Consider the following 18,599-nt stretch of genomic DNA (forward strand, 5'->3'; position numbering starts at 1 on the left):
GGGCCCGAAGGTAAGGCCAACGACGACAGGCGCCGCTCATATTTGCCGTTTCAGGCGCACGGTGGCGGTGTGCAGGTTGCCGTCGGCCCGGCGCAGCACCAGCAGCAGGGTGCGCCCGTCTTCGGAATGCAGCATGCGGTCGAGCTGGCTGAGGGTGAAGATGCTGGCCGGCATCAGGTTGATGCTAATTACCTCGTCGTCGACCTCGATGCCCGCGGCCGCGGCGGGCGAGTTGGGCATCACGCGCAACACCAGAAAGCGGTGAAAGTCGGGGCCGGTGGCCAGCAGCTCCATGCCGCACATGTCGTGCTCGAAGGGGTCGCGGAAATTGGTGTTGGGCCGCAGCAGCAGGCGCTCGTGCGGGTAGTCGACGACGAGTGCAAAGCGCTTGAGCAGGCTCGTACCCCACATTGCCGTTGCGGGACACTCCCACGCGCCGGTGCACATCGGAAGCATTGGGGAAGGAAGTGAGCACCGAGCGCAGGGCGTAGCGGCCCAATTGCAGGGACTCTACCCGGCCCAGGTAGCCCTGCACCAAGCCCGTGAGGCCGCGGCCCAAGTCGGCGGGCAGGCGTTTGGCCGGGCCCACCAGGCGCGGGTCCGAATCCAGCTCAATGGACAGGGCGTGGCTGGCGCCCGTGTCGAGCACCAGCTTGAGCGGCAGCGTGAGCGAGTCGGTGAGCTGCACGGTGGCCATAAAGTAGGCCTTGTTGTTTTGCAGCAGCAGCGGCACGCTCGCCCACTGTTTGCCGCGCGGGGCGCGGTACGCAGCCGGGTCGGTCAGGACCATGAGGCCTTCTTCGGGCCGCAGCGTCACCACAAAGCTGCGGAACAGCTCCGAGCCCAGAATGCCGTGGATGGGCACGCCAATGAAGCCGGACAGGTTGAGCACGTCTTCGGACAGCACCAGCCACGTCATGTGGGGCGCCACCACGCCGGGCAGCTCCACCCGCACGCTGTCGGTTTGGTAGGCGAGCAGGCCGGTTTCGGCCCCGCCGGCCCCCACCACCCGGTACTTTTCGCCCTTCCGCAGCTGCAGGAGTCGGCCAGGGCCGTGGAAGTGATAATGGATGTGTTGACGCCCGTATCCAGCAGGAAGTTAAAGGGCCCGGCGTTGTTAATCTTGGCGCTTACCACCAGCAGGTTGCGCTGCAGCACTGTGGGAACCCGCACCTTTTTGCGCTTCCTTTCAAAAACGAAAGGCCTTCCGGGGTTTGTGTTCTGGGCAAGCGCAGCCCGCCCATTCCCCAGCAGATGCTCAGGAAAAGCAGCACATACACAATACGCTGAACAAGCATGGCAGAATGGCGCAACGGGGCTGGTAAATAAAGCGATAAGACGCGCCTTTACCTAGCCGCGCCGCACTATTCCGGCCGCTCCCACGGCCTGGCCGGGTCGTAGCGCAGGACGCCTTGCTCGATATACAGCGGCGCGGCTATATTGTTATGGTACAATTGGCCCGTGCCGAGGCCTTGCGCAAAGCCGTTCACCTCGTATTCGCCTGTGGTGGGCCACCGCATTCAGCCCAATATTGGACTCCAGGGCCGACGTCATCCACCAGCCAATGCCGCGGGCTTCGGCCAGGGCAATCCAGTGGCGGGTGGCGGCGTGGCCGCCCAGCAGCGTGGGCTTGAGTACGATATAAGCGGGGCGAACCTCGTCGAGCAAGGCCGCCTGTTGAGCCGGGTCGCTCACCCCAATCAGCTCTTCGTCGAGGGCGATGGGAATGGGCGAGCTACGGCACAGGGCCGCCAGGGCAGGCCATTGGCCCGCGGCAAGGGGCTGCTCGATGGAGTGCACCTGAAAAGCGGCCAACTGCTTGAGTTTGGCCAGCGCGTCGGCCGGGGCAAAGGCGCCGTTGGCATCCACGCGCAGGGTGAGCTGCTCGGGGCCGGCCACGGCGCGTATCTCGGCCAGCAGTGCCAGCTCGGTCGCAAAATCCAGACTGCCGATTTTTAGCTTGAGGCAGGAGTAGCCGGCGGCCAGCTTTTGCCGTATCTGCTCACGCATGAAGGGCGCGTCGCCCATCCACACAAGGCCGTTGATTGGCAGGGGGCAGTGCCTTCGCTGAAGGCATTGGCGTAGAGCTGCCGCCGGCCGCCGCGCGCAAGGTCGAGCGCGGCGGTTTCGAGGGCAAAGACCAGTGACGGCCACCCCAAACCCACGAATGCCGGAGCATCGGCCGCCGAGAAGGTGGCAAATACTCCGGCATTGAACCGCTCGCAAAGCTGGGCTATTGCGGCTGGAAACGTGGGAACGTAGTCTAGGCTGAGGCCGGCCAGTGGTGCGGCTTCGCCCACACCGACCACCGCGGGCGCGGCATCGTCGGCAAGGTGCAGGTACCAGGCCACGTGTTCGGCCAGGGAGCCACGCGAAGTGCGGGCTGGAAAATTGAAACGCAACGCGCGCTGCGAAAAACTGAGTCGAAGCATGCCGCAAAGATGCGCGGCGTGACTCAGTCAGCTAGTCCCAGCCCTAGCCTTACTTAGTGGCCGTGGCGTTGGTCTTGCCGCGACGGCTTACCAGGCCGCCTTTGCGGCCGGCGTCGCGGGCCTCTTCGGCCGAGAAGCGGTGGCCACGGCCGCTGGCGTGGGAGGCTTTGCCGCCCTCGCTGGCGATGCGCCGCTGGGTTTCGGGGCTCATGGCTGCAAAGCCGCGGCGGCTCTTGGTGCCTACGCGGTTAGCAGGGCGGGTGGACGATTTGGCGGCCGCAGCCGCCGAGTTGGCGAGGTTTGAGGGGGAGGTTGACATAGTAATATGTTGAGAAGGTTTAGTGTATTACAAGTATAAGCCACCCTGCCCATAGTCGTACTAATATCAGGCTGATTCGTTGTGATTTAGGCCGAAAATGAGTGTAAATACCACTTTCTACCGAAGAGCTTCTACGTACTTACTGAGGGGCTCTGCGTGTTTATTTCACCGTTGACCTTCAACTTGCGTCACAGCGCGAAAAATCCCCGTATCGCAACCCCGGGGCTACTAATGCGGTTAGTGCTGTGATTACCTTTTTGCCGCCTGCCATGTCTCAACTACACCCTTCCCCAGCGGCTCCGCCCGTGGCCCAGTCCTGGCTGACGCGCTACCAGGCTGTGCGGGCCCAAAGCCAGGCGCTGTGCGCCCCGCTCTTACCCGAAGACACCGTGGTGCAGCCCATGCTCGATGTGAGCCCCCCGAAGTGGCACTTGGCCCACACCACCTGGTTTTGGGAAACGTTTCTGCTGAAAGAGTACGCCCCCGGCTACCAGCTCTTCCACCCCGACTACGCCTTCCTCTTCAACTCCTACTACAATTCCCTGGGCTCCCGCGTGAACCGGGCCGACCGGGGCACGCTCTCGCGCCCGCCCCTGGCCGACGTGCTGGGCTACCGCGCCCACGTGGATGCGGCCCTCGCAACGCTCCTTACCGAAAACGACCACCTGCCCGCCGCCTTCTACGAGCCTGCTGGAGCTGGGCCTGCAGCACGAGCAGCAGCACCAGGAACTGCTGGCCACCGACATCAAATACATCCTAAGCACCAGTCCGCTGGCCCCGGCTTACGCTCCGCTTAATAAGGAATTAGGAATGAAGAATGAGGAATTATCGGCACCAGCCAATTCTTCATTCTCAAGCGGAGCGCCTGCGTCCTGGCTGCCGGTGCCCGGTGGCATTTACCGCATAGGCTTTCAGGAAACGGGCTTTTGCTTCGATAACGAGTGGCGGCCCACGAGGTGCTGCTGGCGCCTTTCGAGCTGCAGAACCGCTTGGTGACCAACGCCGAATACCTGGCTTTTATGGAAGCCGGGGGCTACCGCGACTTCCGCTACTGGATGGGCGAGGGGTGGGATTTGGCTCAGGCGCAGGGCTGGGAGGCCCCGCTTTACTGGGTGCAGAAGGAGGGGGCTGGCATCGCTTCACTCACCACGGCCTGCAAGTGGTGGAGCCGGCGGCGCCGGTCACGCACATCAGCTTCTACGAAGCCGACGCCTACGCCAACTGGGCCGGCGCCCGCCTGCCCACCGAGGCCGAGTGGGAAACCGCCGCTCGCCACTTCGGGGCCACCACCGCCGGCGGCACCTGGCTGGAAAACCCGGCCCTGGACCCGCAGCCCGTGCCCGCCGGCGCCGACCCCACCGCCTGCCACCGCCTGCTGGGCGACTGCTGGGAATGGACGTATTCGGCTTACCACGCCTACCCCGGCTACATCCGCGCCGCCGGGGCTTTGGGCGAGTACAACGGCAAGTTCATGGTCAACCAGTGGTGCTGCGCGGGGGCTCCTGCGCCACGCCCGAAAACCACATCCGCGTGAGCTACCGCAACTTTTTCCACGCCGACAAGCGCTGGCAGTTCACTGGCATCCGGCTGGCTCGCTAACCGGCAGGTTGGGCTGAAAAAGCGTTCTGCTGCTATTGAGCCACCTATCCTGACGTGCGACGTTTCCAATAAAACCCGGTTCGGCCCGGGTGTTACCTCTGTTTTTAAGCTGCTCCATGACGACTTCTCCTACCCTCAGCCGGACCACCACTGAATTGGGCCGGCACGTGGCCGACGGCCTGCGGCGAACGCCTAAAACGCTTTCGTCTATGTACTTCTACGACGACGAGGGCAGCCGGCTGTTTCAGCAAATCATGGAGCTGCCGGAGTATTACCCTACCCGGGCCGAGTTCTCTATTTTTCGGGAGCACGGAGCAGCCCTGGCAGCGGCGCTGAGTTCGCCGGCTGGCGAGGCATTTTCGCTGGTGGAGCTGGGTGCTGGCGACGGCGCCAAAACCAAGCTGCTCCTGCGCGAGCTGCTGCAGGCCGGCACCCGCTTCACCTACGCCCCGGTAGATATTTCCGAAGGCGCCATGACGGGCCTGGTGCAGGCGCTGCAAGAGGAGCTGCCCGAATTGCGCGTGGCACCCATGGTGTCCGATTACGCCACGGCGCTCACGCAGCTGCGCACGCGTCCCGGCAGCAAGGCGGTGCTGTTTTTGGGGTCGAACATCGGCAATTTCCATCCGGAAGACCGGCTCAACTTCCTGCGCCAGGCGGCCGCGCCCCTGGGCCCCACCGACCGCCTGCTCATCGGGTTCGATTTGCAGAAAGACCCGCGGCGCATCCGGGCCGCGTACGACGATGCCCAGGGCGTGACCGCCGCCTTCAACCTCAACCTGCTCACCCGCCTCAACCGCGAGCCTGGGCGCCGATTTTGACCTCGCCAGGTGGCAGCACTACACTGACTACAACCCCCTGAACGGGGCCGTGCGGTCGTATCTGGTCAGCACCCTTGCCCAGCAGGTGCGCATCGAAGCGCTGGATGAGACGTACAGTTTCAATGCCTGGGAAGTGATTCACACCGAGAACTCCTACAAGTTTACCCTGCCGCAAATTGAGCAGTGGCCGCTGAAGCAGGCCTGCGTGTGATGACGTCGTTCACCGATTCGGCCAAGGATTTTGCTGACGTGGTGCTGGCGGCCCAGGAAGGCTAAGTTGAGCTAACCGGCTGCTTTTTGAGGTGCCGCAAATTGATTCTAATTGTCTGTCATGCTCATCTGGCGTCCGCCTGCGAAGCATCTTATCAGGTCAGAACCAATCGTTGAGCCGTGAGAAGATGCTTCGCAGGCGGACGCCAGATGAGCATGACACACGGAGGAAAGTAGCAACTGTTTTTCTAGCATCGCCCTACCTTTCGCCATCATCTCAAAAAACAAGACAGCAGGAATGATAAGCTTAGCATCGGGCTACGGAAATTTTGCAGTGCCAGCCGTTGCGCTGCAGGCCGCCACAGCGGTACTAACCAGCGCGCAACAACGCCACGCGCCGCTGGCCGTGAGCCCCATCGGCGGCCTGCCGGAGCTGCGCGAGGCCCTGGCCGCGCGCTACCGCCAGCGCGGCGCGCGCGGCACCACCGCCGAGCAGGTATTGGTGACGGCTGGAAGCAAAGCCGGCCTGTTTGCTCTGCTCACTGAGCTGCTGGAGCCTGGCGCCGATGTGCTGATGCCGACGCCCAACTGGTTCGGGTTCTACGAGATGGTGCGCCGGGCCGGTGGGCAGCTGCGCACCCTGCCGCTGGCCGCTGCCGACAACTACGCCCTGCATCCTGAGGCGCTGCGCGCCGCCCTCACGCCGGCCACGCGGCTGCTCATCATCAGCAACCCGAATAATCCCACCGGGCGCGTGTACTCGCAGGAGGAGTGGGCCGCCGTGCTGGCCGTCACCCAGGATTTTCCTGAGCTGTGGGTGCTCAGCGATGAGATTTACGAAGGCATCTGCTTCGGCCCCGAGCCCGTGCCCACGCTACTGGCCCAGCCCAATCCGCACGGGCGGCACGTGGTGGTGAGCGGCTTTTCCAAATCCCTGGCGCTGGCCGGGTGGAGCGTGGGCTGCCTGGTAGCGCCGCTCGAGTTGGCCCGCGCCGTGGAGGCCCGGCTCTTCAGCACGGTACCTCCGGCAACGGTGCTGGCGCAGGCCGCTGCCCTAGCTGCCACGCAGCACGCCGAGGCCATCAGTGCGGCCCTGTGTGCCCAGTTGAGCCAGACGCGGCCGGTGCTGCTGGCGGGGCTGGCAGCCTTGCCGGGCGCCCCGGCCCTGGTAGCCCCCGAAGGCACGTACTACGTCTTCGCCGATTTCACCCGCTTTCTGGACCCCGCGCTGCCCGCCGCGTTGGCTTCGGCGCAGGCGGTGCAGCAGCTGGCGGCCGGCGGCGTCGAGGTAGTGGACGGCGCCACTTGCGGCGCTCCTGGTTTTGCGCGGCTTTCCTACGCGGTGCCGGAAACCGAGCTGCGGCAGGCCCTGGCCCGGATGCAGGAGGTGTTTGCGCCGCTGGCCGTCTGAAAACCCGCGTCCTAAGGAACGCAAGGGCGCCGGGCAATGTCTTGCCTGCCCCGAAACGGCGATGAAATTCACCTTTTCGGCCTAGCCCACGGGACGCGGGGCGTACCTTTGTGGCCGGCTAGTTCGCCGGTTGATTTTGTTGTTTAAGTTGGAAAACCTTCGTCCGCATCTGCGCCCTACGCTGCTGCTTGCCTTCCCGGTCATGCTCTCGCAGCTGGGCCACGTGCTTGTGAATTTCGTCGATTCGGTGGTGGTGGGCCACATTGGCAAAGTGCCGCTGGCGGCCGTGGGCGTGGGCGTGAGCACCACCAGCGTGCTGCTGGTGCTGGGCGTGGGCCTGAGCATGGGCACTGTGCCGCTGGTGGCCGCCGCCGATGGCCGCCGCGACGTGCCGGAGCTCGGCCGCCTGCTGGTGGCCTCTGTGTGGATGAGCGCGCTGGCCGGGCTGGTGCTGGCCGGTGTGGGCCAGCGATACCCTCCATTCTGTACCTGCTGGGGCAGCCGCCCGAGGTGGTAGCGCTGGCCGGCCCCTGGATTCAGGTCATCAGCCTGTCGCTGTTTCCGCTGATGGTGTTCCAGGGATTCCGGGAGTTTGCCGCGGGCCTGGGCCTTACCCGGCAGGCCATGTGGCTTTCCATCTTGGCCAACGTTCTGAACGGCCTGCTGTGCTATGCACTGGTGTACGGCCGCTGGGGCGCCCCGAAATGGGCATGATGGGCTCGGCCTGGGCCACGCTCCTGGCCCGCGGGCTGATGGCCGCATTTATGGCCGTATACGTACTGCGCGCCCGGCGCCTGCGGGCCGAGCGGGAAGCCGTGGTGAGCCTAGTGCCCGAGGGCGCCACCCTGCGCCGCGTGGCCGACCTGGGCGCCCCCATCGGCGTGCAGATGGCGCTGGAAGTCGGCGCGTTCGGCTTGTCGCTGCTCATGGCCGGCTGGCTGGGCGTAACCACCGAGGCGGCCCACAAAGTGGCCATCGACGTGGCCAGCATGACCTACATGGCGGCCAGCGGCATTGCCGCGGCGGCCACCATCCGGGTAGGCAACCTGCGCGGCGCCGGTGACTTGCGCGCGGCCCGGCAGGCCGGCTTTGCAGCGTACTGGCTCACCTTCGGCTTCATGGGCACCATGGCGCTGCTGCTGATTCTGACCCGAAACGTGGTGCCGTACGTGTACATCACCGACCCGCAGGTGGTGGCGCAGGCGGGCACGCTGCTGCTGGTAGCGGCGCTGTTTCAGGTATCCGATGGGCTGCAGGTGGTGGGCCTGGGCGCGTTACGCGGCCTGGAAGACGTGAAGGTGCCCTCGGTGGTGGCCTTGCTGGCGTACTGGGCCGTGGCGCTGCCGCTGGGCTACTTTCTGGGCTTCAAGCTGCACATGGGCGCGCCCGGCGTCTGGACGGGCCTGCTGGTGGGCCTCACCATCGTGGCCGTGGTGCTGCTGCTGCGCTTCCGCCGCGAAACCGAGCCGGAATTTGCCTCCCGGCCCGCTGCGGCCGAAGAGCCCGCTACGGTATAGAGTGAGCAGTGGGCGAAGACCTCGGGTAATAAATTGAGCTGTTGGAGCAATTTTTGTAAGCCCGGTGGTGTTCAATGCGCCGAGCTCAATTCCATGCTCGCTTCTTGCCCTCACTACCACGTTTATGCTTTCATTTCTGACCCCCTTTTTGGTGGCCATTTCTGCGCTGCAGGGCCCATCCGCTCAGCCAAACCAAGCCGCTCCGGCTGCTAAGCCCACCGTCGCGCCCATTACCTGGTCGGCCACCCGCCCGCTTACCGTGGCCGATTTTCAGAGCCGGCCCAAGCCGTACGAAAAGCTGGCGGCCCTGACCACCACCGACATCAAAGCCGGCGCTGCCTGCCGCGACTTTGTGTTTACCGGCACGGTGCAGGCCACCTTTGACCCCAACACGTCGTGGTTCCGGGACCCCAAAAACTTCACGCCCCAGCTACTGCGCCACGAGCAGATGCACTTCGACCTCACGGAGGTGTACGCCCGCATCATGCGGCAGCGGCTGGTGGCATTCCGGGCCAAAGTGAACTGCGAAAAGCTCCAGCCCGCGTTCAACAACCTCACCAAGATGGTGTATTCCGAGTGGAACCGGGAGCAAAACCGCTACGACGCCGAAACCAACCACGGCCTCAACGCGGTGCGCCAGGCCTTCTGGGAAAAGCAGACGCAAACGAAGCTCGCGCAGCTGGAGGCGTTCGCGGCCGCTGAGTAGCCTGCTGCTAACCGGCAACTCGTGGCGGCGCTACTTTCGCGCATGACTTCTCCTAACCTTACCTGGGCCGAGTTTGAGCACGTGGACTTGCGCGTGGGCACCATCTGCGAGGCCCGCGCCTTTCCGGAAGCCCGCCGACCGGCGTATCAATTGCTCATTGACTTCGGGCCGGAAATTGGGCTGAAAAAGTCCAGTGCCCAAATCACACACCACTACACCCCCGAGGCGCTGCTGGGACGGCAGGTGCTGGCCGTGGTCAACTTCCCGCCCAAGCAAATCGGGAAGTTTCGGTCCGAAGTCCTCGTTACCGGCTTTGCCGACGCCGAGGGGCACATTGTGCTGGCTAGCGTCGCAGGCCCGGTGCCCAACGGCAGTCGGCTGATTTAGCGGCCCGCAGAGCCGGGCGGCCTTCCCGAGCCTGGGCGTGGCGGCCGCGGCGGGGTCGAGCTTCTTTTCGCGCTGGTTCAGGGTGTCGATTACTGCTTTGTAAATTTCGTCCAGGTCCTTGCCGTGGATGCCGTAGTAGCGGTAGCTGCGCTGAAACGCCGAGTCGGTCACCTGGCTTTTGCTGAGCAGGGCTTTTTGCTGCGACAGGTACAGAGCGCGCGACGAGTCGGCCTGCAGGCGGCTGCTTTCCACGCGCGCTTCGAGCACGTGCAGGTCGGCGAGCAGCGAAATCATCTTTTCCCGCGGTATCAGGTCGGCGGGCCGGGGCGGCTCTTCGGGGCGCTGGCAGGCCGGCAAAGCCAGGAGGAGAGGGGCCAGCAGCAGGGCCAGGCAGCAACGACGGAATGATTTCACAGCGCAAAGTTAGTCCCAAGCCGTAGCTTCGCCGATATGAACCCCTCCGTGCCTCCGGCTCTCACCGCCCTGGTGCGCCGCCTGCGCCACCTCGAAATCCGCATTCGCAAAGCGGTGGAGGCCCAATTGCAGGGTGATTTCCACTCCGTTTTCAAAGGCACGGGCCTCGAAGTCGACGATGTGCGCCTCTACCAGTACGGCGACGAGGTGCGGGCCATCGACTGGGCCGTCTCGAGCAAGGGCCACGGCACCTTCGTGAAGACCTACAAGGAGGAGAAGGAGCAGCAGGTGCTGGTGCTGCTGGACGTGAGCGGCTCGCTGGAAGTGGGCGACGGCCAGCGCCGCAAGCTCGACGTGGCCCGCGACATCGCGGGCCTGCTGGCGCTGTCGGCCGCCCGGCAGGGCTCGGCGCTGGGCTTGTTCGCGTTTTCCGACCAAAAGGAGCTGTACATGCCGTCCGGCAAAGGCCCACGGGCCGCCTACGCCCTCATTCAACGCCTGTTTGCGCTTGAGCCGGTTTCGCGGCGCACGGGGCTGGGCGCAGGCATCCGGCAGGCCTTGGGCCTAATTAAGCGCCGCAGCCTGGTGGTGCTGATTTCGGACTTCATCGACAACAGCTACGAGCGGGAGCTGACCATGCTGGCCCAGCGCCACGACCTGATAGTGGTGCAGCTGCTGGCCCCGCGCGAGCGGCATTTCCCGGCCCTGGGCATCGTGCCACTGCGCGACACCGAAACCGGGCAGGTGCGCTGGGTCAATACGTCTGCTCCGGGTTTCCGGGCCCGGGTCGAGGCCACCGCCGACCAGCAGGAAACCCAGGCGGTGAACATCTGCCGCCGCACCCGCACGGGCTTTGTGTCCCTGAGTACCGAAGGCGACTTTGTGCCCCAGGCTCGTGAACTTGTTCCGTCACCGTCAACAGTCGGGCCGCCGTGGGTAAGCGCACGAAAACCGGCGTGGCCGCCTGCGTCCTGGGCTTGCTGCTAAGCAGCGGGGCGGCAGCCCAACCAGTGCCCGTGCCGGTTCCCCAAGGCCATTTTCTGAAGCAGACGGTGCTGGTGGGGGAGCCCATCGACTACGAGCCTGCGCTACGAGCACGCGCCCGACCTGGAAGTGGTGTTTCCGGACTCGCTGGCGGCGTTTGGGCCGTTTGAGTACACCGGCAAAACCTACTTCCCCACGCGCACCCGCGCCGGCCGCAGCCTCGACCGCACCATCTACCACCTGCGCACCTTTCGCCTCGACTCAATTCAAACCCTGGCCTTGCCAGTGGCCGTTCTGCAGGGCGAAGACACCCTGAGCATCGCGCCGTCGCCGAGCCGGGTGCGGCTGTTGCGCACCGCCGCCCCGCAACTATCGGGAGGCCTGCCAGAGCTGCGCCAGAACCTGGCCCTGGTGCCGGTGGAGCCGGTGTTCAATTATCCTTATTGGCTGGCGGGGGCGGGGGCGGTGCTACTGCTGCTGGCGGTCAGTGCGGCGCTGTTTCGGCGGCGCCTCTTGCGGCGCTACCGAGCCTACAAGCTGCGCAAAAACCACGGGTATTTTCTGGCTCAATTTGCCCGCCACGTCGAGCGGTTCGAGCTCTCGCGCTCGGCCACCAACGTGGAACGGGCCGTGGCGCTCTGGAAAAATTACCTATCCAACCTCGAAAACAGCGGCCTTAGCTCGTTTACAACCCGCGAGATTGTGGTCCATTTCGAAAACGACACCGACGTGCGACAGGCGCTAAGCGCCACGGACAAAGTGATTTACGGCAACCTGCAAACCGAAGAAGCCACCGAGGTTGACCGCGCCTTTCAGCGCCTGCGCGGGTTTGCCGAGCGGCGATACGCCTCGGTGACGCAGTAAGCAGTTATCAGTGAACAGTTATCATCCGGGTTACTGCTCACTGCTAACTGTTCACTATTAACTGACAACTGAGAACCGCCCAGACTTACCTTCGCGGTTGCTTGAACGACTTTTTAACCTTCTGCGCTATACCACGCTGGCCGCCTATCAGTGGCAGCAGCCGCGGCTGCTGCTGCTCATCGGGGTGGTGCCGCTGCTGTTTGTGCTGCGCTGGGTGCTTGCCCGCCGCCGGCCCCAGGTAGGCGTGGCGTTTGCGCCCGGCCCGGTGCGGCGCGACTGGGTGGCGGCCCTGCGCTTCCTGCCCGATGTGGTGCTGGGCCTCGCCCTGAACTTCGGCATTGTGGCACTGGCCCGCCCGCAGCGCACCGACGAGCGGGTGGAGCAGTCCGGCCGCGGCATCGACATCGTGCTGGCGCTCGACGTGTCGGGCTCCATGGAAATCCAGGACCTGCGGCCCAACCGCCTCGAAGCGGCCAAGCGCATCGCCGCCGATTTCCTTAAAACCCGCGTGGGCGACCGGCTGGCGCTGGTGGCCTTTGCCGGTGAGGCCTATTCCCTGGCGCCCCTCACCACCGACTACGACCTGCTGCGCGAGCACCTGGCCAGCCTGCGCGTGGGCATGATTAAGCTCGACGGCACGGCCATTGGCACGGCGCTGGGCGTGGCCACCAACCGCTTGCGCGAGTCCACGGCCCGCTCGCGGGTGTGCATCCTGCTCTCGGACGGCGAGAGCAACGCCGGCAGCCTCGACCCGCTGCTGGCTGCCCGCCTGGCCCACGCCTTCGGCATTCGCATCTACACCATCGGGCTGGGCAAAGACGGCTTTGTGCCCTACGGCCAGGATGCCGCCGGCCGCACCCGCTACGTGCAAACCCGACTCGACGAAACCACCATGCGCCAGCTCGCTGCCGCTGCCGAAGGTCAGTTCTTCCGGGCCACCGATGCGCCCGGCTTGCGCCAGGTATTCCAGCAAATCAACCGCCTCGAAAAATCGGAAATCAAGCAGGCTGCGCTTCCGCAATACCAAGGACTTTTACCCGCCGTACCTGTGGCTGGCCATTGGCCTCTGGGTGCTGTGGCTGGCGCTGCGCAGCACCTTCCTGAGCAACCCGCTGGAGGATTAACGGAGTTCATTGTTATTAAAGGAGCGTCATGCTGAGCGCAGCCGAAGCATCTCGCTAGCAGCAGTAAACCAATCGTCAGGATTAGTGACTGCACGCGAGATGCTTCGACTGCGCTCAGCATGACGGTTTATTTCACTCGTCTTAAATAATGTCAATCGCCGAAAACATCCACCGCACTGAGCAAGAGCTAACCGGTACCGCCGCCCGCCTGGTTGTGGTTACCAAAACGCACCCCGTCGAGAAACTCCAGGAGGCGTATGACGCCGGGGCCCGCATCTTCGGCGAAAACCGCCCGCAGGAAATGGCCGCCAAGCAGCCCCAACTACCCGCGGACGTGGAGTGGCACCTCATCGGCCAGCTCCAAACCAACAAAGTGAAGCTGCTGGCACCCTTCGTGCATACTGTGCAAAGCATCGACAGCCTCAAACTGCTGCGCGAGTTGGACAAGCATGCCGCCGCGAACAACCGCATCATCAACGGACTCCTGCAATTCCACATCGCCCAGGAGGAAACCAAATCAGGCCTAAGCCTCTCGGAAGCCGAAGAAATTCTGGCGTCGGAAGAGTTCCGGCAGCTGCAGCACGTGCGCCTGACCGGGGTGATGGGAGTGGCCACTTTTACCCACGACGAAACCCAATTGCGGCAGGAATTCCAGCAGCTGCGCAGCTACTTTGAGCAGCTGAAAACCACGTATTTCGCCTCGGAGCCGGCTTTCAGCGAGATTTCCATGGGCATGAGCGGCGACTATCCGCTGGCTGTGGCCGAAGGCAGCACGCTGGTGCGGGTGGGCAGCGCCATCTTCGGCAGCCGGGGCTAAGCGCCCCGCTGCCCAAGGGTGGGGCAGGAGCGGCCCGGGCGGCAGGCGAAATTCTCCTATCTTTCCTCCGTCTGCCGCTTTTCAGCTTATGTCCTCTGCCGCTTCTGCTACGTCGCCTCCGCCCTACATTCAGGCGAACCAGCACATCTACGACGACTACTTTGAGGAGGAATTCACCCGCACGGTGGACGAAAACATCCTGCAGCTGCTCGACCGCGTGTGGTTTCGCTCCGAGCCTGGTGGGCTTCGAGAACTTTCCGCAGCGCAACAACCCCGACCGGCCGCTGATTTTCGCCAGCAACCACTCCGGCATGGCCTTCCCCTGGGATGCCATCGTGGCCCTGTCGCACCTGTTCCGGTACCTGCCCAAGCACGGGTCCATTCACGACTTGCCGCGGCCCCTGTCGGCCCCGCTGCTCTCGAAAACGGCCCTGATGAACCCTTACCTCATCCGGAATTTCTGGAAGCGCTGCGGCGCCGTGGATGCCACCACGCTGAATTTCGAAACCATGATGTACTACCAGGACCACAACCTGATGCTGTACCCCGAGGGCGTGCCGGGCATCGGCAAGGGGTTCAACCGCAAGTACCAGTGCAACGCCTGGCCACCAGCATGGTGCGCCTGAGTTTGCTGCACCGCACCGATATCGTGCCGTTTTACACCATCAACGCCGAGTACCTCAACCCCTACGCCTATAGCATCCCCTGGGTAAACCACTACACCAAGAAAATCGGCATCCCGTTTCTGCCCATCACGCTGCTGCTGTTGCTGGTGCTGGTGCAGCCCTGGGCCTTTTACCTGGCTTTTCCGGCCAAGCTCATCTTCGTGATGGGCACCCGCATCCGGCCCTCCGACCTCACCGACAAACCCGTCGACGAGCTCACCCGCGAAGATTATCTGGCCCTGTCGGAGCAGATTCGCCAGAAAATGCAGGTTGAGCTGGATGCCGCCGTGCTGGCCCACGGCCAAAAGCCCTACCGCTGGGGCGAGCTGTGGCAGCGCATGAAGGAAAACCGTCGGTTCTTTCCCTTTTTCCTGCCCTTTGCCTGGCCGGCCGCTTTCACCGAGTTTGAGCGGCTTTACCTGAAGGAAGGCCGCCGCGACTTTCGCATGAAACTCGACCGTCCGGGCGCCTGGCTGCGTATGCTGTGGCGAAATCCCCTCACGCTGGCTTATTTCATCCCTTTGTTGGGCTGGATTCCGTTGGCCATCAAGGGATATCGGCACAACAAGCTTGGGCACAAATCCTAGGGTTGCTGTTGTTGAAAAACAAATGAGAACGTCCGGCCAAGAGCTGGCGAAATTGGACGTTTTCAGGCTGCCCTGCGCTACTCTCCTCCCGCATTCATCCCACCCAATGCCCTCTTTTCAGCACCTGCTGCTCAAGCAGTTCCTTACGGCGGCGGCGTCTCCTTGGCGCGGCGCAAGCCCAGCGTGGGGGCCATGCGCCTGGCCATGGAGGCCGGCGCCCTGTTCCAGTTTATGCCATGGGGTGTGCACCTGGAAAGCCTGAAGCTGGACAAGCGCCTCGACGCCGAGTGGGTGCGGCCCCGCGCTGCCCACTCCACCCGCGTGATGCTGTACCTGCACGGCGGCGGCTACGTGCTGGGCTCGCTCAATACCCACCGCAGCCTGGTGGGCAGCCTGGCCCAGCGCTGCCGGCTCAATATCCTGACCATCAACTACCGCAAGGCGCCCGACCACCCGTTTCCGGCGGCGCTGGAGGATGCCAAGCGCGCCTACCATTGGCTGTTGCGCCACGGCCACCAGGCGCACGACATCGTGGTGGCCGGCGACTCGGCCGGCGGCGGGCTGGCCCTGGCGCTGCTACTGGCCCTGCGCGATGCCGGCGAGGCCCTGCCCGCCGCCGGCGTGGGCCTCTCGCCCTGGACCGACCTGAACCTGCCCATCACGGCCCTGCGCCGCGTGGCCCGCGAAGAGGGGCTGTTGCTCGAAGCCCTGCAAATGCGGACCTGGGGCCCACTCTACGCCCACAAAACCTCGCTGGCGCACCCGCTGCTCTCGCCGGCCCAGGCCGATTTGCACGGCCTGCCGCCGCTGCTCATCCAGATTTCCACGGCCGAAGTGCTGTACGAAGACGTGGTGACTTTCGTGGACAAAGCCCGGGCGGCCGGGGTCAAGGTCACGCTCCAACCCTTTGAGGGACTGGTGCATTGGTGGCACCTGTTTTGGCGCATCGTGCCCGAGGCCCGGCAGGCCCTCGACCAAATAGCGGCCTTCCTGAATCATCTTTGGGAAGAACCCCGGGCCGTTTCGGCGACGTTGCCCGTTGAGGAGGCGCGCCGGCCGGTAGCGCGCCGCCGGGCTGCGTGAGCTAGGAGGGGAAAGCGCTAAGCAGATTCATGCGAACAAAAAGTGAATTGAAGAAGCCATCTGCCTGTGCTGCAGAAAAATAATTCTTGTTTTTGCGTAATTAAGACTACTTTTCACTAAAAGCGGCGTACACAACTCCACTATATTGCATAGTCTTCGTAGGTTTGCAGCAATAATAGTCGGCTTGCATACTAAATATGTTGGTCAAACTGTTTGAGTTCAACCACTTCCCCTGTTACTATTTTTCACCCCAATCCATTTTTTACCATGGAAGATTTGTTTAAGAAGTTCGTAAATGCTGGCGTTGGCTACATTGCCCAGGGCAGCAAGACGGTACAAAGCACCATCGAGAAGCTGGTGAAGGACAACAAGATGACCCAGGAAGAGGGCAAGCGCATCGTGGACGAGCTCATGAAAAGCGGCGAAAGCAAGCGCCACGAGCTCGAAAAGCAGTTCCAGGGCTTGTCCGAAAGCATCAAACGGTCGGTAGGCCTGGGCGAATCGAAGCCCAAGAGCAAGCCCTCCGCCAAGAAGCCTGCCTCCAAAGCCGCGGCTAAGCCAGCTAGCAGCGCCACCAGCAAAGCTGCCGGCGCTACCAAAAAAGTAGCCGACAAAGTGAGCAGCGCCGCCGGCACGGCCCAGAAATCGGCCGCCGCCAAAGCCGGTGCCGCCAAAAAGCCGGCCGCCAAGAAGTCGACTTCGTCGGCCGGTGCCTCCGCAGGCGGTAGCGAGCAAGCATAAGCTTCCGCGTCGTTTCCCAATTAAAAGCCCCGTTTGCGTCGCGTGAACGGGGCTTTTGTTCGTCGCCGCCCTGGGGCGGCTGGCGTGCTGACCGGCTAGTTGCCGCGCCGCCGCACTACTTTCACTGTCGATGTTTAAAAACACGATTTCCAACCTCACCCGCATCCGGCAGGTGGCCGAGGTGTTGTTGCGCTACGGGTTTGAGGATGTGGTGACTACCACGCCGTTGCGCCGCTTGGTTAGCCAGGCGCGCCGCCTGAGCTGGCAGCGGGCCGACCGCCAGGTGTTCGAAACCACGCGTTGGGAGCGGGTGCGCCTCATCATCGAGGAATTGGGGCCCACGTTTATCAAGCTGGCCCAGGCCATGAGCAACCGGGCCGACCTGCTGCCCCAGGGCCTGATAGACGAATTTGAGAAGCTGCAAAGCAACGTGCCGCCCTTCGACGTGGCCACGGCCCGCCAGATAATTGAGGAAGAACTGGGCCGTCCCATCACGGAGGTGTTCAGCGAATTTGAGGACACTACCCTGGGCTCGGCCAGCATTGGGCAGGTACACAAGGCCCGCCTGCTCACCGGCGAGCAAGTGGTAGTGAAGGTGCAGCGCCCCGGCGTGCGCGAGAAAGTGCGTTCCGACCTGGCCTTGCTGCGCGAGCCTGGTGCGCCTCACGGCCGGTTTCCTGCAAAAGCAGGGTCTGTCCAACCCCCAGGACATCGTGGATGCCTTCGAACGGAGCATGAGCAAGGAGATGGACTACACGGCCGAGGCGAGGTCCATGGAGCAGTTCCGCAAGCTCTACGAAGACTACCCCACGTTTTACATTCCCAAGCCGTTTCGGGAGCTGAGCACGCAGCGCATCCTCGTGATTGAGTTTGTGAGCGGCTGCAAAATTACGGACAAGGCGCAGCTGCTGGCCTGGAACCTGAGCCCCGCCACCGTGGCCGAAACGGGCATGGACATCTACCTTACCCAGATTTTTGAGTTTGGGATTTTTCACGCCGACCCGCACCCGGGCAATGTGCTGGTTCAGCCCGACGGCACGGTGGTGCTCATCGACTTTGGGATGGTGGGCCGGCTCACCAAGCAGCAGAAATACGCCTTTGCGGGGGTGTTCATCGGCATGGCGCGGCAGGACGCCCGCAGCATGGCGCTCAACTTCCGGCGCCTGGCCCTCACGGCCGAAATCCCCGACATGCGGGCCTTCGAGGCCGACCTGAGCTTGCTGATTGAGGACTTTGCCTCGCTCGACGTGAAGGAGATGAGCATGAGCGACCTGGCCGATGCCCTGCAAACCGTCATCTACAACTACAAGCTGCAGGTGCCGGGCGCGGTGTTCCTCATTTTGCGGGCCCTGGTCATTCTGGAAGGCATCGGCAAGGTGCTGCACCCCAACTTCAACACGTTTGAGTTTGTGCGGCCCTACGGCGCCAAGATTATCCGCGAACAGTACTCCCGCCAAAACCTGCTGAGCGAGGCCGAATACACCGGCACCCAGCTCCTGGCCCTGCTCCAAACCCTGCCCTCGGATGTGCGCCAGATTGTGCGCAAAATCAGCAAAGGGGAGCTGCGGCTGAAATTTGAGCTAGTGGGCTACAACACGCTGCTGCGCAAAGCCGACCAGCTGGTGAGCCGCACCATTCTGGCGCTGCTGAGCGTGGGCGGGCTCATCTTTTCGGGTCTTTCGCTGATGGGCCGCTACTCGCCCGACATGCCCTACCGCCGCGGCGTGCCCGAAATAACGTGGTGGAGCCTGGGCGCCACGGGCTTCGTACTCCTTATTTTGATGCTGCTCGGCACCGGGCGGCGGGCGAAGGAGTAGGAGTGTGCGCGCGTCGGTTGGACCTCATAGTGGCGGGACCTTACGGCTGGTGGAACCTCACCCCCGGCCCCTCTCCAAAAGAGAGGGGAGCCACGGCGGGG

At 63.7% G+C, this 18,599-nt stretch carries 24 protein-coding genes and 3 pseudogenes; 21 read left to right on the top strand and 6 right to left on the bottom strand.

What is annotated here, in order from left to right; genetic code table 11:
• Positions 1–36 precede the first annotated feature (36 nt).
• The 5 genes from ACFQT0_RS13750 to ACFQT0_RS13770 all read right to left on the bottom strand — a co-directional run bounded on the left by ACFQT0_RS13750 (position 37) and on the right by ACFQT0_RS13770 (position 2,751).
• Positions 37–240: a PDZ domain-containing protein gene (locus tag ACFQT0_RS13750; RefSeq protein ID WP_380203549.1), complete on the bottom strand. Its 204-nt coding sequence runs from the start codon at positions 238–240 to the stop codon at positions 37–39.
• Positions 185–1,009 (bottom strand): hypothetical protein, encoded by an 825-nt coding sequence (locus ACFQT0_RS13755; RefSeq protein WP_380203551.1) that lies wholly within the window; start codon positions 1,007–1,009, stop codon positions 185–187. Before ACFQT0_RS13755 ends, ACFQT0_RS13750 begins: the two co-directional genes overlap by 56 nt.
• A gap of 434 nt (positions 1,010–1,443) precedes the next feature.
• A complete protein-coding gene (locus ACFQT0_RS13760) occupies positions 1,444–2,028 on the bottom strand; it encodes an enolase C-terminal domain-like protein (protein ID WP_380206018.1) in 585 nt (194 codons plus the stop codon).
• Positions 1,956–2,432: a hypothetical protein gene (locus tag ACFQT0_RS13765; RefSeq protein ID WP_380203553.1), complete on the bottom strand. Its 477-nt coding sequence runs from the start codon at positions 2,430–2,432 to the stop codon at positions 1,956–1,958. The genes ACFQT0_RS13760 and ACFQT0_RS13765 overlap by 73 nt, the downstream gene beginning before the upstream one ends.
• Positions 2,433–2,481: 49 nt before the next feature.
• Entirely contained in the window at positions 2,482–2,751 is a 270-nt protein-coding gene (locus ACFQT0_RS13770) for a KGG domain-containing protein (RefSeq protein ID WP_380203555.1), read from the bottom strand.
• A gap of 269 nt (positions 2,752–3,020) precedes the next feature.
• Here ACFQT0_RS13770 and ACFQT0_RS13775 point away from each other — a divergent pair, with 269 nt between their 5' ends.
• The 10 genes and pseudogenes from ACFQT0_RS13775 (at position 3,021) to ACFQT0_RS13820 (ending at position 9,402) form a co-directional block, all read left to right on the top strand.
• Complete coding sequence (locus tag ACFQT0_RS13775; protein ID WP_380203557.1) at positions 3,021–3,548, top strand: DinB family protein; 528 nt, start codon at positions 3,021–3,023, stop codon at positions 3,546–3,548.
• Positions 3,549–3,743: 195 nt separating this feature from the next.
• A pseudogene (locus ACFQT0_RS13780) lies at positions 3,744–4,285 on the top strand (SUMF1/EgtB/PvdO family nonheme iron enzyme).
• Between the two features lie 181 nt (positions 4,286–4,466).
• The gene (locus ACFQT0_RS13785) at positions 4,467–5,171 is read left to right on the top strand and encodes an L-histidine N(alpha)-methyltransferase (protein ID WP_380203559.1); all 705 of its coding nucleotides are present in this window, start codon (positions 4,467–4,469) and stop codon (positions 5,169–5,171) included.
• 37 nt (positions 5,172–5,208) lie between these two features.
• On the top strand, positions 5,209–5,382 hold the full coding sequence (locus ACFQT0_RS13790; protein ID WP_380206019.1) for an L-histidine N(alpha)-methyltransferase: 174 nt from the start codon (positions 5,209–5,211) through the stop codon (positions 5,380–5,382).
• A 297-nt stretch (positions 5,383–5,679) separates the two neighbouring features.
• Entirely contained in the window at positions 5,680–6,792 is a 1,113-nt protein-coding gene (locus ACFQT0_RS13795) for a pyridoxal phosphate-dependent aminotransferase (RefSeq protein ID WP_380203561.1), read from the top strand.
• A gap of 148 nt (positions 6,793–6,940) precedes the next feature.
• Positions 6,941–7,309, top strand: coding sequence for an MATE family efflux transporter (locus tag ACFQT0_RS13800; protein WP_380203562.1), 369 nt, complete (start codon positions 6,941–6,943; stop codon positions 7,307–7,309).
• Positions 7,303–7,506, top strand: coding sequence for a hypothetical protein (locus tag ACFQT0_RS13805; protein ID WP_380203564.1), 204 nt, complete (start codon positions 7,303–7,305; stop codon positions 7,504–7,506). The genes ACFQT0_RS13800 and ACFQT0_RS13805 overlap by 7 nt, the downstream gene beginning before the upstream one ends.
• Positions 7,497–8,309, top strand: a complete 813-nt coding sequence (locus ACFQT0_RS13810; RefSeq protein ID WP_380203566.1) for an MATE family efflux transporter — start codon at positions 7,497–7,499, stop codon at positions 8,307–8,309. The genes ACFQT0_RS13805 and ACFQT0_RS13810 overlap by 10 nt, the downstream gene beginning before the upstream one ends.
• A 151-nt stretch (positions 8,310–8,460) precedes the next feature.
• A complete protein-coding gene (locus ACFQT0_RS13815) occupies positions 8,461–9,015 on the top strand; it encodes a DUF922 domain-containing protein (protein WP_380206020.1) in 555 nt (184 codons plus the stop codon).
• A 42-nt stretch (positions 9,016–9,057) separates the two neighbouring features.
• On the top strand, positions 9,058–9,402 hold the full coding sequence (locus tag ACFQT0_RS13820; RefSeq protein WP_380206021.1) for a tRNA-binding protein: 345 nt from the start codon (positions 9,058–9,060) through the stop codon (positions 9,400–9,402).
• A gap of 75 nt (positions 9,403–9,477) precedes the next feature.
• On the opposite strand, the pseudogene ACFQT0_RS13825 reads toward ACFQT0_RS13820, so the two are convergent.
• Positions 9,478–9,816 (bottom strand): annotated as a pseudogene (locus ACFQT0_RS13825) (DUF4296 domain-containing protein); the annotation flags it as partial.
• A gap of 36 nt (positions 9,817–9,852) precedes the next feature.
• Here ACFQT0_RS13825 and ACFQT0_RS13830 point away from each other — a divergent pair.
• The 11 genes and pseudogenes from ACFQT0_RS13830 (at position 9,853) to ACFQT0_RS13880 (ending at position 18,498) form a co-directional block, all read left to right on the top strand.
• Entirely contained in the window at positions 9,853–10,803 is a 951-nt protein-coding gene (locus ACFQT0_RS13830) for a DUF58 domain-containing protein (RefSeq protein ID WP_380203568.1), read from the top strand.
• The gene (locus ACFQT0_RS13835; RefSeq protein ID WP_380203570.1) at positions 10,794–10,970 is read left to right on the top strand and encodes a hypothetical protein; all 177 of its coding nucleotides are present in this window, start codon (positions 10,794–10,796) and stop codon (positions 10,968–10,970) included. Before ACFQT0_RS13830 ends, ACFQT0_RS13835 begins: the two co-directional genes overlap by 10 nt.
• Positions 10,933–11,664, top strand: a complete 732-nt coding sequence (locus tag ACFQT0_RS13840) for a hypothetical protein (RefSeq protein ID WP_380203572.1) — start codon at positions 10,933–10,935, stop codon at positions 11,662–11,664. The genes ACFQT0_RS13835 and ACFQT0_RS13840 overlap by 38 nt, the downstream gene beginning before the upstream one ends.
• A gap of 97 nt (positions 11,665–11,761) precedes the next feature.
• Entirely contained in the window at positions 11,762–12,823 is a 1,062-nt protein-coding gene (locus ACFQT0_RS13845) for a VWA domain-containing protein (protein WP_380203574.1), read from the top strand.
• A 113-nt stretch (positions 12,824–12,936) separates the two neighbouring features.
• Entirely contained in the window at positions 12,937–13,605 is a 669-nt protein-coding gene (locus tag ACFQT0_RS13850) for a YggS family pyridoxal phosphate-dependent enzyme (protein WP_380203576.1), read from the top strand.
• Between the two features lie 239 nt (positions 13,606–13,844).
• Positions 13,845–14,231 (top strand): hypothetical protein, encoded by a 387-nt coding sequence (locus tag ACFQT0_RS13855; protein ID WP_380203578.1) that lies wholly within the window; start codon positions 13,845–13,847, stop codon positions 14,229–14,231.
• The gene (locus ACFQT0_RS13860; protein WP_380203580.1) at positions 14,198–14,857 is read left to right on the top strand and encodes a hypothetical protein; all 660 of its coding nucleotides are present in this window, start codon (positions 14,198–14,200) and stop codon (positions 14,855–14,857) included. The genes ACFQT0_RS13855 and ACFQT0_RS13860 overlap by 34 nt, the downstream gene beginning before the upstream one ends.
• A gap of 162 nt (positions 14,858–15,019) precedes the next feature.
• Complete coding sequence (locus ACFQT0_RS13865) at positions 15,020–15,940, top strand: alpha/beta hydrolase (protein WP_380203582.1); 921 nt, start codon at positions 15,020–15,022, stop codon at positions 15,938–15,940.
• Positions 15,941–16,207: 267 nt separating this feature from the next.
• Entirely contained in the window at positions 16,208–16,681 is a 474-nt protein-coding gene (locus ACFQT0_RS13870) for a phasin family protein (protein ID WP_380203584.1), read from the top strand.
• Positions 16,682–17,045: 364 nt separating this feature from the next.
• Positions 17,046–17,270 (top strand): annotated as a pseudogene (locus ACFQT0_RS13875) (AarF/UbiB family protein); the annotation flags it as partial.
• 67 nt (positions 17,271–17,337) lie between these two features.
• On the top strand, positions 17,338–18,498 hold the full coding sequence (locus tag ACFQT0_RS13880; protein WP_380203586.1) for an ABC1 kinase family protein: 1,161 nt from the start codon (positions 17,338–17,340) through the stop codon (positions 18,496–18,498).
• Positions 18,499–18,599: the final 101 nt, after the last annotated feature.

Origin of the sequence: Hymenobacter humi (assembly GCF_042665855.1) — a bacterium.
Taxonomy (GTDB): Bacteria; Bacteroidota; Bacteroidia; order Cytophagales; family Hymenobacteraceae; genus Hymenobacter; species Hymenobacter humi.

Excerpts from the sequence above, each read along its gene's own strand:
- ACFQT0_RS13775 (WP_380203557.1), top strand. The coding sequence starts at position 3,021 with ATGTCTCAACTACACCCTTCCCCAGCGGCTCCGCCCGTGGCCCAGTCC.
- ACFQT0_RS13760 (WP_380206018.1), bottom strand. The coding sequence starts at position 2,028 with ATGGGCGACGCGCCCTTCATGCGTGAGCAGATACGGCAAAAGCTGGCC.
- ACFQT0_RS13795 (WP_380203561.1), top strand. The coding sequence starts at position 5,680 with ATGATAAGCTTAGCATCGGGCTACGGAAATTTTGCAGTGCCAGCCGTT.
- ACFQT0_RS13765 (WP_380203553.1), bottom strand. The coding sequence starts at position 2,432 with ATGCTTCGACTCAGTTTTTCGCAGCGCGCGTTGCGTTTCAATTTTCCA.
- ACFQT0_RS13750 (WP_380203549.1), bottom strand. The coding sequence starts at position 240 with ATGCCCAACTCGCCCGCCGCGGCCGCGGGCATCGAGGTCGACGACGAG.
- ACFQT0_RS13830 (WP_380203568.1), top strand. The coding sequence starts at position 9,853 with ATGAACCCCTCCGTGCCTCCGGCTCTCACCGCCCTGGTGCGCCGCCTG.
- ACFQT0_RS13870 (WP_380203584.1), top strand. The coding sequence starts at position 16,208 with ATGGAAGATTTGTTTAAGAAGTTCGTAAATGCTGGCGTTGGCTACATT.
- ACFQT0_RS13810 (WP_380203566.1), top strand. The coding sequence starts at position 7,497 with ATGGGCATGATGGGCTCGGCCTGGGCCACGCTCCTGGCCCGCGGGCTG.
- ACFQT0_RS13850 (WP_380203576.1), top strand. The coding sequence starts at position 12,937 with ATGTCAATCGCCGAAAACATCCACCGCACTGAGCAAGAGCTAACCGGT.
- ACFQT0_RS13785 (WP_380203559.1), top strand. The coding sequence starts at position 4,467 with ATGACGACTTCTCCTACCCTCAGCCGGACCACCACTGAATTGGGCCGG.
- ACFQT0_RS13820 (WP_380206021.1), top strand. The coding sequence starts at position 9,058 with ATGACTTCTCCTAACCTTACCTGGGCCGAGTTTGAGCACGTGGACTTG.
- ACFQT0_RS13770 (WP_380203555.1), bottom strand. The coding sequence starts at position 2,751 with ATGTCAACCTCCCCCTCAAACCTCGCCAACTCGGCGGCTGCGGCCGCC.